11 protein-coding genes are annotated in these 14181 nt (G+C 59.8%); 9 read left to right on the top strand and 2 right to left on the bottom strand.

What is annotated here, in order from left to right; genetic code table 11:
* Positions 1 to 48 precede the first annotated feature (48 nt).
* Positions 49 to 1065 (top strand): hypothetical protein, encoded by a 1017-nt coding sequence (locus tag ABRP30_RS12020; protein ID WP_241807112.1) that lies wholly within the window; start codon positions 49 to 51, stop codon positions 1063 to 1065.
* Positions 1066 to 1972: 907 nt separating this feature from the next.
* Here ABRP30_RS12020 and ABRP30_RS12015 read toward each other — a convergent pair.
* Together ABRP30_RS12015 and tri1 are read right to left on the bottom strand one after the other, a co-directional pair.
* Positions 1973 to 2596 carry a hypothetical protein gene (locus tag ABRP30_RS12015; protein ID WP_267823545.1) on the bottom strand — a complete coding sequence of 208 codons (624 nt, stop codon included), beginning with the start codon at positions 2594 to 2596 and terminating at the stop codon, positions 1973 to 1975.
* A 223-nt stretch (positions 2597 to 2819) separates the two neighbouring features.
* The gene (gene tri1, locus ABRP30_RS12010) at positions 2820 to 3935 is read right to left on the bottom strand and encodes an ADP-ribosylarginine hydrolase Tri1 (RefSeq protein WP_349974190.1); all 1116 of its coding nucleotides are present in this window, start codon (positions 3933 to 3935) and stop codon (positions 2820 to 2822) included.
* Positions 3936 to 4065: 130 nt separating this feature from the next.
* Between tri1 and ABRP30_RS12005 the strand changes: the two genes are divergently transcribed.
* The 8 genes from ABRP30_RS12005 (at position 4066) to tssH (ending at position 14178) form a co-directional block, all read left to right on the top strand.
* On the top strand, positions 4066 to 4617 hold the full coding sequence (locus ABRP30_RS12005; RefSeq protein WP_267823541.1) for a hypothetical protein: 552 nt from the start codon (positions 4066 to 4068) through the stop codon (positions 4615 to 4617).
* A 742-nt stretch (positions 4618 to 5359) separates the two neighbouring features.
* Positions 5360 to 6109: a hypothetical protein gene (locus ABRP30_RS12000; protein WP_349974191.1), complete on the top strand. Its 750-nt coding sequence runs from the start codon at positions 5360 to 5362 to the stop codon at positions 6107 to 6109.
* Positions 6110 to 6170: 61 nt separating this feature from the next.
* Positions 6171 to 6704: a type VI secretion system contractile sheath small subunit gene (gene tssB / locus ABRP30_RS11995; protein ID WP_012314370.1), complete on the top strand. Its 534-nt coding sequence runs from the start codon at positions 6171 to 6173 to the stop codon at positions 6702 to 6704.
* A 14-nt stretch (positions 6705 to 6718) separates the two neighbouring features.
* A complete protein-coding gene (tssC, locus tag ABRP30_RS11990; protein WP_012314369.1) occupies positions 6719 to 8221 on the top strand; it encodes a type VI secretion system contractile sheath large subunit in 1503 nt (500 codons plus the stop codon).
* Positions 8222 to 8247: 26 nt separating this feature from the next.
* Positions 8248 to 8730, top strand: a complete 483-nt coding sequence (gene tssE / locus ABRP30_RS11985; RefSeq protein WP_012314368.1) for a type VI secretion system baseplate subunit TssE — start codon at positions 8248 to 8250, stop codon at positions 8728 to 8730.
* Positions 8730 to 10550, top strand: a complete 1821-nt coding sequence (gene tssF / locus ABRP30_RS11980) for a type VI secretion system baseplate subunit TssF (protein ID WP_349974193.1) — start codon at positions 8730 to 8732, stop codon at positions 10548 to 10550. Before tssE ends, tssF begins: the two co-directional genes overlap by 1 nt.
* Complete coding sequence (gene tssG / locus ABRP30_RS11975; protein WP_267823535.1) at positions 10514 to 11584, top strand: type VI secretion system baseplate subunit TssG; 1071 nt, start codon at positions 10514 to 10516, stop codon at positions 11582 to 11584. Before tssF ends, tssG begins: the two co-directional genes overlap by 37 nt.
* A complete protein-coding gene (tssH, locus tag ABRP30_RS11970; protein ID WP_349974195.1) occupies positions 11581 to 14178 on the top strand; it encodes a type VI secretion system ATPase TssH in 2598 nt (865 codons plus the stop codon). Before tssG ends, tssH begins: the two co-directional genes overlap by 4 nt.
* Positions 14179 to 14181: the final 3 nt, after the last annotated feature.

Below are 14181 nucleotides of genomic sequence, written 5' to 3'. Positions count from 1 at the left end.
CGCATAGCCATGAGGCAGCACATAGCGAATTTTTCAGGGAGAACCGCGATGAGCGTGAGTGAGAGCCAACTCAGCCAACTTGACCGGGAGATGGATTCTAACCACATGGAAATGGTGATGATGCCGATTGAAGCTTTCCAGGCACAGGACCGCTCCACACCGCAAGCACACGCCGTAACACAGCCTCCGCAGGTATGCACTCGCACACAGGCAGACCTGCTGAGCGGCATCGGGCAAAGTGTCAAGTCTGCCTACAACGGGCTGCCTCATACGTTTGTGAATACCACATGGGGCGTTCCCGCAGCCATGGCCGCCTGGGATGCACGTAACGCGGCTTCTTTCGTTAGAGATATGGGTGGTTTACTCACCAAGATACGCTACACCTTTTACAAGGGTAAACAGTACGTAATTATCACGGGGTACCCTGGGTTACGTAAAACGCTCAATGCGCCGCGCTATGGTATTCAGAACGCAAAACTGATCAGCATGGGCATCGGCAAATACGGCATTCGCGGTTCCTCCCTCAAGGCGCTTAAGCTCTCTTGCTATGTAGCCGTCGGTATCGAAGTCGCGGAGTGGGCGTTTGGCGACGAGCACGTGATGAGTGACTTGTTTGGTGGTATCGGGGTGGAGTTGGTGAAAGCTGGGATTGCGACAGCAGTGGGATATGCTGTTGGACTTGCTATTGGCACAATGGCCACTTTCGCCGCCGCACCGGTGATCGCGGGTGCGGCTGTTGTGTTCGCAGTGGGCTGGGGGCTTAACGTACTCGACGCCGAATACGGGATAAAAAATTCTGTTAAAGCCGGACTCCGCTACGCCGTAGATAACATTCAATATCTACACCAGCAGGCCAGCCTCATCAGCGTTGAAGACATGCAAAAATACGCAGAAGAAACCGTCACGAACATTGTAAGTGAAATTGCGGAGAACCTGTACAGCGAGGCCAAGCGTTGGGCACTTAGAAAATTGCAGCCTGGAGACCTCAATTTACCTGGGTGGCCGTCATTGCCTGAGCTGCCGTCCATGCCCTCCGTCCCGACTTTCAATCTGCCAAAGTTCTAACAATGACCACACATCGCCCTTATGAATTTCACGAGCGCTCACCGTATATCTTCCGCCTCGTGGCTTTTAGTATTTGTCTATTGACCGCTGCTTTAGGCCTCCTTTCAGCCAACTGGTTTGTAAGCGACATACTGCCGCTATTCGGCAGCCTGTTTACAGACACACCCATTGTAGTCACACCCTATTTGGGCTTTATGCTCATCGCCATGTGCACCGTTAGCCCCATACTCGTCATAACCTCCGCTTACGCATGCTGGCGCGCCAAAAAGTTTGACCCGCCTATCAACTCTCGCCTTTATCGATTCCAGTATCAATCTTACAAATTGACATTATGGTCAATGATTTGCATAGCGCCGGCACTGGCTATACTTGTAACGCTTGGTTTGTGGGTAAAGGGGTACACGCCGTGTCAAAAATTGCTGATCTCCGGATCAGCATGGAAGGTATATTGGGTAAACGATGCGCGGTACTGCTTCAAGCCTGATTTCTACACTAACGACAACCAGCCCTGTAAGCGTATTGGGGACAAAAATGTATGCGTACAATTTGACAGTCGCTAACCAGCTGTAGAAAAGGAGCCACGAAATCTCTCTGCGGCTCCTTATTAAACGAGCTTGACCCTCTTGCAACATAGCGGAACGTTAAGCCCCCCTTTCAGATTTTGGATACTGACTGCATCACGCGTGGTGATATTCGGGGCGTGGCAACAGGTCAAGCACAATACTGTGGCGATCAAAAAACCATATATAACGACATGGTAATTGTGCAAACCACTTCTTCAGTCATGCCAGCCAGATAGTGACACCTGCGCTCCAGCCAGCGCCAACCCCAACGATGGCGGGACCAATCATGAAGATGCTACTAAAAGAACATCAGTCAGAATAATGACTCCCTGCAACAGTGAACATTAGCGCGCCCGCACGGCAAATAGCCTACCCAGCCACGAGGCAGCCCGCATGCTCTGAATAGCCTCAATGTCCATGAAAATGTAATGACCGTTTTCCTTCGCCTCGCGCGCTTTCAGGTCTCTGAGCGCACTGATCTTGTCGCGATTATAAAAAACCATATACACAGAGATGAGCATAAGGAAATAGATCAACCCGGTGGCCGGCACGTCATGACTTTTCATCAGGGGGTAAATTACGCTGCTCAAGCCCGCGGCCAAACCTGCCTGCCACCAACTAACTTGCTGAGGCGGCTCTATGGATTCAACGCGGCGCCCTTTGTATTGGAGAATGTCATTTTTGCTGCGCCAGTAATAAGCTGCCGCGTAGGCCAACAACACCAACACGACAGGCGCGAGGCCTAACATCAACGACGCTGGCGCACTCAGCTTCATTTTCTTGAACGTAATACCCAATATCAGCAACGACGCGAACATTGGCGCACACGACACATTGAAGAACACGCGCAAATTCGCGAAGCTTACAAAGTACTCAGTCCGATAAGCACAATGGATACACCACAGCGTCATTGCGACCACCACAATGAATGCTGGTATAGCGAAAAGCGTTGGGTTCAGACCGATCATAAGTACAGTGACTATTACGACCAGCGTCCAGGCCGACCAAATCTTTGCAAAAAATCTATCCGTGGTAAACATAAGTCTATTTGCTACCTACTAATAAATCACCCTATTCGCCCCCAACCCGAAGCCCCTTGTAGAAAGCAGCAAACCTGGGAGTGATTCGTACCTCAACGACGTGGCGCAAGATCCCGTTCTGCGAGCCGCTCACCAGAGGAAGGCTTGAGCATCAGTTGTCGGCATACACCAGCTCATCGAGTTCGTCAGTTGCCGGCGAATGCTCAAACAAGCGCCTTGCCAAGTGACCTATACGCTGCGACCAGGCCACCTTGGCTACCCACTCGGGCGGCATTCCCGATACCCCGTACAAGGCACCCGCCAACTGCCCCGCCGTGGCGGCCACGCTGTCGGCATCGTCGGCAAGGTTGGCCGCGAGCAGAATCGCATCCTTGAAATTGTCAGTGTGCCAAACCGCCCAGAGCGCTGCTTCGAGGGTGTCGACCACATAGCCAGAAGAGCGAATCTGCTCTCGAGATTTAAGCTTGTATTCGCCAGCATTGATGATCTGCGGCCGAGGCTTCAGCGGGCGCACTTTGGCTGCCAGCGCCTCGTGTTTGTCGGCGCCATTGAGTGCCAGATGCAACTGCGCGCCGAACAGGCTGCAGCACTGCAGCACTTCGGGCGCGCTGTGCGTGACCGTGCTCTGCGTGGCACTTTCTCGCCAAGTCGCCGAGAGCGAGTGGCGCCAAAAAATGGCAGTGGGCGCAAGCCTGATCAACGAACCATTGCCAGCGGTCGAGGGCTCGGCATTCCCTTGCCAAGCAAGGCCCTCAGCTTCCAACCCTTCGAGCGCGCGCCGAGTGACATTGCCGATGTCGAAACAGCGCCCATTGACGCTGTTCTCGCCCTGGCGGTACCAACGCACCAGTGCATCTGCAAAAGTCGCGAAATCGAACCTGCCCTTGGCCTCGTAAGTATCGGCCAGGCACAGCGCCATGCTGGTATCGTCGGTCCACTCGCCGGGCGCCAGACGGAATGGGCCACCACCGACCATGTCTGTAACCTGGCCCTGACCGCGGCGCTGAAACTCCAGTGTGGTCCCCACCGCATCACCGATTGCCAGGCCCAGCAGTGCGCCCTGTGCGCGGTCGAGTGCTTGTTCGCGTGAAAGCGTGCAAGGCCTGTCGCTAAGCCAGGCTGGCTTGATGCGTGGCAATGTAGGCGGGTCTGGATCGTATATGTACTCCATGCGCTGCTGTAACTGGGGGGATACGTCGGGGACCAGATCGATGTAGCGCTGGGCGTATTCGCTCAGGACTGCGTCCGGGCTTCTCAGGTCGATCATGCTGGCTCCTTGCAAAAGCTTGCTCTCATCCATTGGCCCATTTTGCTGACCTGGTCAGCCCCTGACAACAACGCCAGACAGGCTCTGGCAAAATCAACGATCAAGGACAGCAAGGAACGCTGACCTCATCATGAAATCTCATCCCGAACTCCATGTCAGATCCCCGCTGCTCTTTCGCTGCGTGGCCATCGGCTTTGCGCTGTGCATGCTAGCGGTGTGCGCACTTGCGTTCTACGTGCTGTGGACCGAACTGCTGCCGCTTTATGGGCGCCTCTACAGAAATGCACCCGTTGTGGAGACGCCGCTCATGAGTTTTTTCGTACTCGCGGCGATTCCGGGGACGCCCTACTCGCTCGTTGTCTGCGCCTTCGCGGTATGGACCGGTCAGAAATTCGACCCGCCCAAAAAGTCCAGGCTTCACACCTTCGAAATCCGGTCGTTGCAGTTGATGTTCGCGATAATGTGCTGCGCTGCCCCGGCCATGATCATTGCGACCACGGCCACACTCTCTGCGAAGGGCTACTGGTCTTGCCCAAAGCTCCGTATTTCAGGCTCCGCATGGCAGATGTTCTGGGTGAACGATGAGCGCATATGCTTTACGCCCGATTCCTACATCAACGACCATTGGCCGTGCAAAGTTGTGGGGGAGAAGACTATTTGCGTCCAGGTGGACGGTAGGTAGCAACGCCACGACCTGCCGCCGAACGGCACGGTCGAGGTGGGATGGCACCGGCTTTGCCGGTGATCGCCGGCAAGCCGGCTCCCACAGGGGTGGACTGCCCTTGGACAAATCTCATCAATACTGGAAAAGAACCAGGCAAGCGGTGCCACAATCGTCGGCGCACATGACGCTCAAGCGGTTGCGACCAGCGTGCCAATAGCGGCCTGGGTCAAATATCCAAAGCCCACACCTCACCCTCCTGTGGGCCGGCTTGCCGGCGATCAAGGGCGCAGCCCGTGCCAGTCATCCTGCCGAACACGCAGCTCAACTATGCGGTTGCTGGAGTATGAACACCTTGCTCCAGGCTGCCACATGCGGCGTATTCCGTCGCATTGCCATCATTGAAAGGCCCGTGGTAAAGCCCTCGCAGCACCACCAGGGCCACCCAGAAATGCGACCTGCTTCACCTTTTGCAAAATATTTTCCAATCTCTTTTTCAGCTGTTTTCACAGGCCTCAAGCCCCTTCCCCACGGGCCCGAGCCCAGATTTTACGCACTCAAAACCCCTGACCGATATCAATGCGACATCATTGCGCTGCGTCACAAACAGGGAAAAAATCGCGGCCCTCACAGGAACTTCTTCCAACGTGGGGTGCCCTACACGGCATTACTGGCAACACGATATTCATGTGCCAGTACCGAGTTTCCAGTCCACGCCAGCGGCGTATCAGGACGATTCAAAAGGCTCATGGACGATGTACCGATGACACAGACGTTTGATGTCGAAGCACTGATCAAGCTGCGTAGCCAAACGCGGGCAATTTCCGATGCGCTCAAGGCGCAGGCGGCCGATTACCTCGCTACTGTGGCGCCGCTGATCCGTCCGCAAACGCTGTTCGGCGAATACCTGCAGGGTGCGCAACGCAGCAGCGGGCGCGAAACCCAAGGCCACTTCCAGTCGCTTATCGAACTGTACGAACGCATCGGCTCGGCCACGCCTTTCCAGCTGGTCAGCGAGCTGGAAGTGCCGCTTAACCTCATCAGCACCACCCCCGAATTGTTCCCCCTGGAATACGACAAGGTCCTGGCCCCCAGCGGGCAGGTCATCCGCGTCACCAGCCCTGTGCGCTGGGTCGTGGGTTTTCAGGGCTTCGAGCTGGCGCGCTTTCGCAATGTCATCAGCGACCCCAACCGCAGTAGCGCCGAGCTGTACCGCTTCGTGGTGCACTACCTGATGCTGTTCTACTGCCTGAGCAAGTCGCCTGGCCTTGGCCGCCTGTTCGAAGGCTTGCGCTTTGGCTTGAGCTTCGAGCGCCTCAAAGGCATGGGCGACCTGCCCTTCTGCGTCATCAGCTCGCCGGTGCGTTCGGAACTTCCCGACGATTCGGTCATCCGTAGCAGCACGCAAATTGCCGGCAACACCAGTTTCGAAGAGCTGGTGGGCCGCGACAACATTCTGGAAATGAACGACGAAATCCGTCAGCGCCTGCTGCTGACGATCGAAGGACTGTAACGCGCAGGCCCCGCCGGGCCGCGCCATGATTCGCAGCGAATTGCTCGCACTGGAGAACACGATGGCGAAGAAGGAAAGTACCCAGCACAAACTCGACCGCGTTCGCGCGCCGCGGGTTCACATCACTTACGACGTGGACATCGGTGATGCGATCGAGAAAAAGGAGCTGCCCTTTGTCGTTGGCGTGCTGGGTGATTTTTCCGGCAACCCGCTGGAGCCCTTGCCCAAGCTCAAGGACCGCAAGTTCGTCTTCATCGACCGCGACAACTTCAACGGCGTGCTCAAAGGCATCAAGCCGCGCCTGACCTACCGCGTCGACAACACCCTGGCCAAGAACGGCACCCAGCTGGGCGTGGAGCTGAACTTCAACAGCATGGAAGACTTCGAGCCGCAGAACGTGGTGAAGCAAGTCGAGCCGCTGCGCAAGCTCTTGGAAGTGCGTAACAAGCTGGCCGACCTGCGCAACAAGATGGGCGGCAACGACAAGCTCGAAGAGCTGCTGATGGACGTGCTGCAGAACACCGAGAAGCTGAAAACCCTGGGCAAGGAATTCGGTCGCGAAGCCGCCGTCCCCGCCGCCGATGGCAAAGAGTAAGCAGGAGCCAGACGATGACCGACAAGCAAACACTGCCACAACAGGACACCGACCTGGTCGAGGTGGAAACCTTCGCCCCGCAGGCCTCGCTGCTCGACAGCATCATTTCGCAAAGCCGTGTGGCCCGCTCCGACACCGAGCGCAACCGCACCCGTGACCTGATCGGTGAGCTGGTCAACCAGGTGCTCGAGGGCGAGATGACCCCGAGCAAAGACCTGATCGCCGTGCTCGACGCGCGCATCGCCGAGATCGACTCGATGCTCTCCGAGCAGATGAACGAGATCATGCACGCCCGTGAATTCCAGCAGCTGGAAGCCTCCTGGCGCGGCCTGAAGTATCAGGTTGACCAGACTGAAACCAGCACCACGCTGAAGATCCACCTGCTCAACGCCTCGAAGAAGGACCTGGTGCGCGACCTCAAGGCCGCCAGCGAATTCGACCAGAGCGCGCTGTTCAAGAAGGTGTACGAAGAAGAGTACGGCACCTTCGGTGGCGCCCCGTTCGGCATGCTGATCGGTGACTACGAATTCAACCGCAACCCCGAAGACATGTACCTGCTCGAAGAGATCTCGCACGTGGCCGCTGCGGCCCACGCGCCGTTCATTTCGGCCGCCTCGCCCGAGCTGTTTGGCTGGGACTCGTTCACCGACATGTCCGGCCCGCGTGACTTGGCGAAAATCTTTGACACGGTCGAATACGCCAAGTGGAAGTCGTTCCGCGCCTCGGAGGACTCGCGCTATGTCGGCCTGACCCTGCCGCATGTGCTCGGCCGCCTGCCATATGGCCCTGATACCACTCCGGTGGAAGAATTCAACTTCGTCGAAAGCGTCGACGGCCGTGACCACAACAAATACCTGTGGATGAACGCCGCCTACGCCCTGGGCACCCGCGTCACCGATGCCTTCTCGCGCTACGGTTGGTGCGTGGCCATCCGCGGCGTCGAAGGTGGCGGCCTGGTAGAAGGCCTGCCAACCCATACCTTTAAGACCGATGACGGCGAAATCGCCCTCAAATGCCCAACTGAAATCGCCATCACCGACCGCCGTGAAAAAGAGCTGTCGGACCTTGGCTTCATCCCGCTGGTGCATTGCAAGGGCACCGACTACGCCGCGTTCTTCGGCACCCAGTCGGCGCAGAAGCAGAAGCAATACAACACCGACATCGCCAATGCCAACGCACGCCTCTCGGCTCAGCTGCAGTACATTTTCGCCACCTCGCGCATTGCCCACTACATGAAGGCGATCATGCGCGACAAGATCGGCAGCTTCGCCTCGCGCATGGACGTCGAGCGTTTCCTCAACCAGTGGCTGGCCAGCTATGTGCTGCTCGACGACACCGCCAGCCAGGAGGCCAAGGCCAAGTTCCCGCTGCGCGAAGCCCGTGCCGAGGTGTTCGAGGTGCCAGGCAAGCCAGGTGTGTACAAGGCCGTGACCTACCTGCGCCCGCACTACCAGCTCGACGAACTGACCGCTTCGCTGCGCCTGGTCGCAGAGCTGCCGCAAGGCGCTCGCGGCTAACCGGCCTGCGTGTTCAAGGATGACACATGAGTAATCAGGCCCGCCTGCTGCCCTCGCTGCTCGACCGGCTGCTGGACGACCGTCCGTTTCAGTCGGCCGAGCCGGCTGTGCAGCGCACCTGCTCGCTGGCCGAATACAAGGCGAGCATCGTGCGCGACCTGGAGGTGCTGGTGAATACCCGCCAGTCCCTGGTCGCCGAGCAGATCGAAGGTTTCAGCCAGCTCGGTGGGTCCATCCTCGAATACGGCATGCCCGATTTCATCAGCCGCAGCGTGCTCGACCCGCACGACCGGCGGCTGATCCAGCAACAGCTGGAGCGCGCGATCAGTACCGGCGACCGGCGTTTTCGTCGGGTGCGCGTACAGCTGCTGGCCCAGCAAAACGGCCATCGCATGTTGACCTTCCGCGTGGACGCAGTTTTGCGCCTGCAGGACATCAGCCGCCAGGTGTCGTTCGACGCCGTGCTGCAGGTCAACACCCAGGAATACAAAGTGCAGAACCTCAACTGATGCTCGACGAACTGCTGCCCTACTACGAAAAGGAACTGTCGCACCTGCGCTTCCTCGGCCAGGAGTTTGCTGCGCAGTACCCGAAAATCGCCTCGCGGCTGCTGATCGAGGGCGACAACTGCGAGGACCCGCATACCGAGCGCCTGATCGAGGCGTTCTCGTTCCTGTCGGCGCGGGTGCACAAAAAGCTCGATGACGAGTTCCCCGAGATTGTCGAGTCGTTCCTTGAGGTGCTGTACCCGCACTACCTGCGCCCTACCCCGTCGATGTCGATCGCCGAGCTCAGCCTTGGCAAGCAGGAGAAGGTCACCGAAGCCTACCGCGTGGCGCGCCACACCGAGCTGCACGCCAACGCCGTTGAAGGCGTCGTGTGCAAGTTCCGCACCTGCTATCCGGTGGAGCTGTGGCCGGTTGCCGTGCAACACGCCTCCTTCGCCGAGATGGAACGCTCGGCCTTCAACGGCCATAGCGCCGATCTGGTGGCGCGCTTGCGCATCCGCCTGGAAGCCACCGGCGACGCTTTGTTTGGCCAGATGGAGCTGGACCGCCTGCGCTTTTTCCTCGATGGCGAAGCAACACTGATGCACCAGCTCTACGAGCTGCTGTTCAACAACCTGGCCAAGGCCACACTCAGCTTCCAGGATGAAGGCCGCAGCCGGGAAGTCGCGCTGCCCGCCGACGCCCTGAAGGCGGTGGGCTATGCCCGTGACGAAGGCCTGGTGGATTATTCCGAGCGCTCATTCCTCGGTTACCGCCTGTTGCACGAGTACTTCACGTTTCCCGACAAATTCATGTTCTTCGACCTCTCAGGTTTTGCCCGCATCCTGCAGGGCAAAGCCATCGAGCAGGTCGAGATCAACTTCTACTTCAACGATTACGACCTTAGCGAGCGCCTGGCGCGGCTGGCCCAGAACATCGGTCGCAACAATTTCAAGCTCAACTGCACGCCGATCATCAACCTGTTCCGCCAACAGGCCGAGCCGATCAAGCTCACCCACACCCAGCACGAATACCCGGTCACCCCGGACATTCGCCTGCACAATGCGGCGGAAGTGGTCTCGATCGACCGGGTACGGCGCGTGCGCAAGCTCGGTGGCATCGACCACGTCGGCACCTGCCAGCCGTTCTTCGAGCCGCGTGGCGAGCAAGACCCGCACAACAGCTTCTGGATTGCCCGCCGGCGTAACCAGGGCGATGCCACGGCGATGAGCATTCGCGTGGTCGACCGCGACCTGGAACTGATCGACGGCAACAGCGACACCCTGAGCATCAGCCTGACCTGCAGCAACCGCGACGTCCCCCTGCTGCTGCCGTTCGGTGGCGAACGGGGTGATTTCAACATCCCGGCCAACTCGGTGATCAAAGATATCCGCTGCCTGCGCAAACCCACCGCCACGGTGCGCGTGCCGATGGGTAAAGGCCTGATCTGGCGGCTGATCGCGCACCTGTCGCTCAACCACTTGTCGCTGGTGAGCCAGGGCCGCGAAGTGCTGCTCGAGCTGCTGTCGCTGTACAACTACCGCAACGTGTCGGCCATCCGTAAACAGATCAACGGCATCAAGGCAATCAGCAGCGAGCCGGTGGTAGCGCGTATCGGCCACCCGCGGCCGAATTTCGTGCGTGGCGTGGGCATCACCCTGACCTTCGATGAAAGCCAATTCACCGGCAGCGGTGTGTTCCTGTTCGGCATGGTGCTGGACCACTTCTTTGGCCAGTACTGCTCGATGAACAGCTTCACCCAACTGACCTTGCGTACCCAACAACGAGAAAAGAGAGTCGTCCAATGGCCAGCACGTACTGGCGATCAGCCCCTGGTCTGATCGATCAAGCCAGAGCCGAGCCGCACCGATTCGAATTCTTTCAATTGGTGCGCCTGCTTCGCCTGCACTACAGCCGTACCGGGCGCATGGACCTGGCAACCCGGCCTCACGAAGACCCGCTGCGTTTTCGCACCCAGCTGTCGCTGGCGTTTCCGGCCAGCGAGGTCAGCGACCTGCAGTTCGAGCGTGAGGGCAAGGTATCGACGGCCGGCCTGCCGCTGTCTGAGGTGCAGGTCACTTTCATGGGCCTGGTGGGCCCGTCTGGCGTACTGCCTCGCCCGTACACCGAGCTGCTGCTCGAACGCCACGTGCAGTACCGAGACGATGCCGCCCACGCGTTTCTCGATATTTTCTCGCACCGCATGACCACGCTGTTCTACGAAGCCTGGCAAAAGTACAAATTCCATATCGAGCACGAGCGCAACGGTACCTCGGGCTTCGATGGCTACCTGCTCAACCTGGTCGGCCTGGGCCCGCGTGCCCAGCAGTTGAAGTTCGAACGACAGCAACCGGTGCTGCGCCGCGAGCTGTTCAGCTACTTCGCCGGGCTGCTCAGCCAGAAGCCACGCAATGCGCTGAACCTTGAGCGAATGCTCGGTTTTTATTTCGCCCTGCCGATCAAGGTCAGGCAGTTCGCCGGCCGCTGGTTGAACCTGCAGCCCGAACAGTGCACCCAGCTTGGCCGCAAGAACGCCCAGCTTGGCCAAAGCGCTGTGGCCGGCAACCGCGTGTGGGACTACCAGTCGTGCATCCGCATCGAGCTCGGCCCCCTGGCGCTGGCCGATTACCGTCGGTTCCAGCCTGGCACGGACGACTACCGCAAGCTGGTCGAACTGGTGCGCTTTTACGTGGGTGCCGAGCTTGATTTCGAAATCGCCCCGCTACTTAAACGCGAGGCCGTGCCCCGTGCCCAACTGGGCCGCAGCGGCAATGTCGCGCTGGGCTGGCTGGGCTGGCTCAAACGCCCTGGTCGTGACGCAGAGCCTTCGCGTTGCGCCGTCTTCCACATTCCTTACGATGGGGTCGCCTTGTGAACCTGAAGTCTCTGTTCGCCAAGCTTAACGAAACCAGCCGCACGGCCACTGAAAGCGCGGCGGCCCTGTGCCTGTCGGAGCACCACTACGATGTAGAGGTGGAACACCTGCTGCTGCAGTTGCTGGATAACAGCGACAGTGACCTGCCGCTGATCCTGCGCCACTACGATGTGGTCGCCGAGCGCCTGCAGGCGCAACTTGTGACCGCACTGGGTACCTTCAAGAAAGGCAACACCCGCACCCCGGCGCTGTCCCCGCACATCACCCGCATGATCGAGCAGGCCTGGGTGCTGGCGTCGATCGAGTACGGGGTGGGCCAGGTGCGCAGTGCGCACCTGTTGCAAGCATTGCTCGACGACGCCGAACTGCGCCGGGTGGTCATCGCCTCGGCACCTGAGCTTGAGAAGATCAACGCCGACGACCTGCGCCTGAACCTCAGCGCACTGGTCGAAAGCAGTGCCGAATCCAGGCTCGCCAGCCCTCTGGCCAGCCCCTCGGCGCCAGTGGCAGGTGCCGGCAAGGTTGGCGGCAAGACCCCGGCCCTGGACCAGTACACCGTCAACCTCACCCAAAGCGCCCGTGACGGCCGGATCGACCCGGTACTGGGCCGCGAGTTCGAAGTGCGGCAGATGGTCGACATCCTCACCCGTCGCCGCCAGAACAACCCGATCCTCACCGGCGAAGCCGGCGTCGGCAAGACCGCAGTGGTCGAAGGCTTGGCCTTGCGCATCGCCCAGGGCGATGTGCCGGCCCCACTCAAGGACGTCGCCGTGCACACCCTCGACCTGGGCCTGCTGCAGGCGGGTGCCGGGGTCAAGGGCGAGTTCGAAAACCGCCTCAAAGCGGTGATCGAAGAGGTCAAGCGCAGCCTGCACCCGATCATCCTGTTCATCGACGAGGCCCACACCCTGATCGGCTCTGGTGGCCAGGCCGGGCAGAACGATGCCGCCAACCTGCTCAAGCCAGCCTTGGCCCGTGGCGAACTACGCACCATCGCTGCCACCACCTGGGCCGAATACAAGAAGTACTTTGAAAAGGACGCCGCCCTCGCCCGTCGCTTCCAGGTAGTCAAGGTCGAAGAGCCTGACGAAGACAAGGCCATCCATATGCTGCGCGGCCTGCTGGGCAAGATGCGCGAGCACCACAAGGTGGCGGTGATGGACGAAGCGCTGGTACAGGCCGTACGCCTGTCCAACCGCTACATCACCGGCCGCCAATTGCCCGACAAGGCTGTCAGCGTGCTCGATACCGCCTGCGCACGCATCGCCTTGGCGCAGTCGTCGCAACCCGGCGCGCTGGAAGACTGCCGTCGGCATATCGACAACTTGCAGGCCGAAATCGCCGTGCTCGACCACGAAGCCGGCAAGGGCCACGACCATGCCCGGCGGCTGGCCGAGCTGCAGGCCGCCCTACAGGCCGAGCAGGAGCACGAGCAGCGCCTGAGCGCCCAGTGGCAGCAGGAGCTGGAACTGGTCGAACAACTCAAAGCCCTGGACAGCGCCAAGGACACCGACGCCGCCCAGCTCAACGCCCTGCGCGCCGAGCTTAGCAACGTGCGAGGCGACCAGCCCTTGGTCCACGCCTTGGTTGACGCTGGCGCCATCGCCCAGGTGATCAGCGGTTGGACCGGTATCCCATTGGGCAAGATGCTCCGTGACGAGATCGACACCGTGCAGCGCCTGCCTGCCCTGCTCGGTGAACGCGTGCTCGGCCAGGACCACGCGCTGCACGAAATCGGCAAGCGCATCAAGATTTCCCGCGCCCGCATGGAAGACCCGAACAAACCGATCGGCGTGTTCCTGCTGCTGGGCCCCAGCGGCGTCGGCAAGACCGAAACCGCGCTAGCATTGGCTGACACCCTGTACGGTGGCGAGCGCAACCTGATCACCATCAATATGTCCGAGTACCAGGAGGCCCACACAGTGTCGAGCCTCAAGGGCTCGCCACCCGGCTACGTCGGTTACGGCGAAGGCGGCGTGCTGACCGAGGCGGTGCGCCGCAAGCCCTACAGTGTGGTGCTGCTGGACGAGGTGGAAAAGGCTCACCCTGATGTGCTCGAGCTGTTCTTCCAGGTGTTTGACAAAGGCGTGCTGGACGATGGCGAAGGCCGCGAGATCAACTTCCGCAACACGGTGATCATCCTCACGTCCAACACCGGCACCGAGCGCATCATGCAGACCTGCCTGAATGCCCAGACGCTGCCTACCCCCGAGGCCATCGTCGAAGGCCTGCGCGACGAGCTGAACCACGTCTTCAAACCGGCCTTCCTCGGCCGCCTGAGCATCGTGCCGTTCTACCCCGTGCAGGACCAGATCCTCGAGCGCATCGTTGCCCTCAAGCTCGAGCGCATCGCCAAACGTTTCGCCCGCAACCACCAGGCCGAGCTGAGCTACGACGACGCCTTGGTCAAGGCCATCGCGGCACGGTGCACCGAGGTCGACAGCGGCGCACGCAACATCGACAACATCCTGTCCCGCACCCTGATGCCCGAGCTTGCCCAGCACGTTCTCGAGCGCATGGCCCAGGACGCGCCGATCGAGCGCTTGACGATCGAGTTGGGCAGCGATGGCGATTTCGCCTATCGCATGGCCTGAACG

Origin of the sequence: Pseudomonas sp. WHRI 8519, assembly GCF_040224055.2 — a bacterium.
GTDB lineage: Bacteria > Pseudomonadota > Gammaproteobacteria > Pseudomonadales > Pseudomonadaceae > Aquipseudomonas > Aquipseudomonas putida_X.
Note: the sequence above shows the minus strand (reverse complement) of the source record. Positions and strands in the feature narration are given on the sequence as shown.

Bases quoted from the DNA above. Each gene is read 5' to 3' on its own strand.
- ABRP30_RS12020 (WP_241807112.1), top strand. From the start codon at position 49: ATGAGCGTGAGTGAGAGCCAACTCAGCCAACTTGACCGGGAGATGGAT.
- ABRP30_RS12015 (WP_267823545.1), bottom strand. From the start codon at position 2,596: ATGATCGGTCTGAACCCAACGCTTTTCGCTATACCAGCATTCATTGTG.
- tri1 (WP_349974190.1), bottom strand. From the start codon at position 3,935: ATGATCGACCTGAGAAGCCCGGACGCAGTCCTGAGCGAATACGCCCAG.
- ABRP30_RS12005 (WP_267823541.1), top strand. From the start codon at position 4,066: ATGAAATCTCATCCCGAACTCCATGTCAGATCCCCGCTGCTCTTTCGC.
- ABRP30_RS12000 (WP_349974191.1), top strand. From the start codon at position 5,360: ATGACACAGACGTTTGATGTCGAAGCACTGATCAAGCTGCGTAGCCAA.
- tssB (WP_012314370.1), top strand. From the start codon at position 6,171: ATGGCGAAGAAGGAAAGTACCCAGCACAAACTCGACCGCGTTCGCGCG.
- tssC (WP_012314369.1), top strand. From the start codon at position 6,719: ATGACCGACAAGCAAACACTGCCACAACAGGACACCGACCTGGTCGAG.
- tssE (WP_012314368.1), top strand. From the start codon at position 8,248: ATGAGTAATCAGGCCCGCCTGCTGCCCTCGCTGCTCGACCGGCTGCTG.
- tssF (WP_349974193.1), top strand. From the start codon at position 8,730: ATGCTCGACGAACTGCTGCCCTACTACGAAAAGGAACTGTCGCACCTG.
- tssG (WP_267823535.1), top strand. From the start codon at position 10,514: ATGGCCAGCACGTACTGGCGATCAGCCCCTGGTCTGATCGATCAAGCC.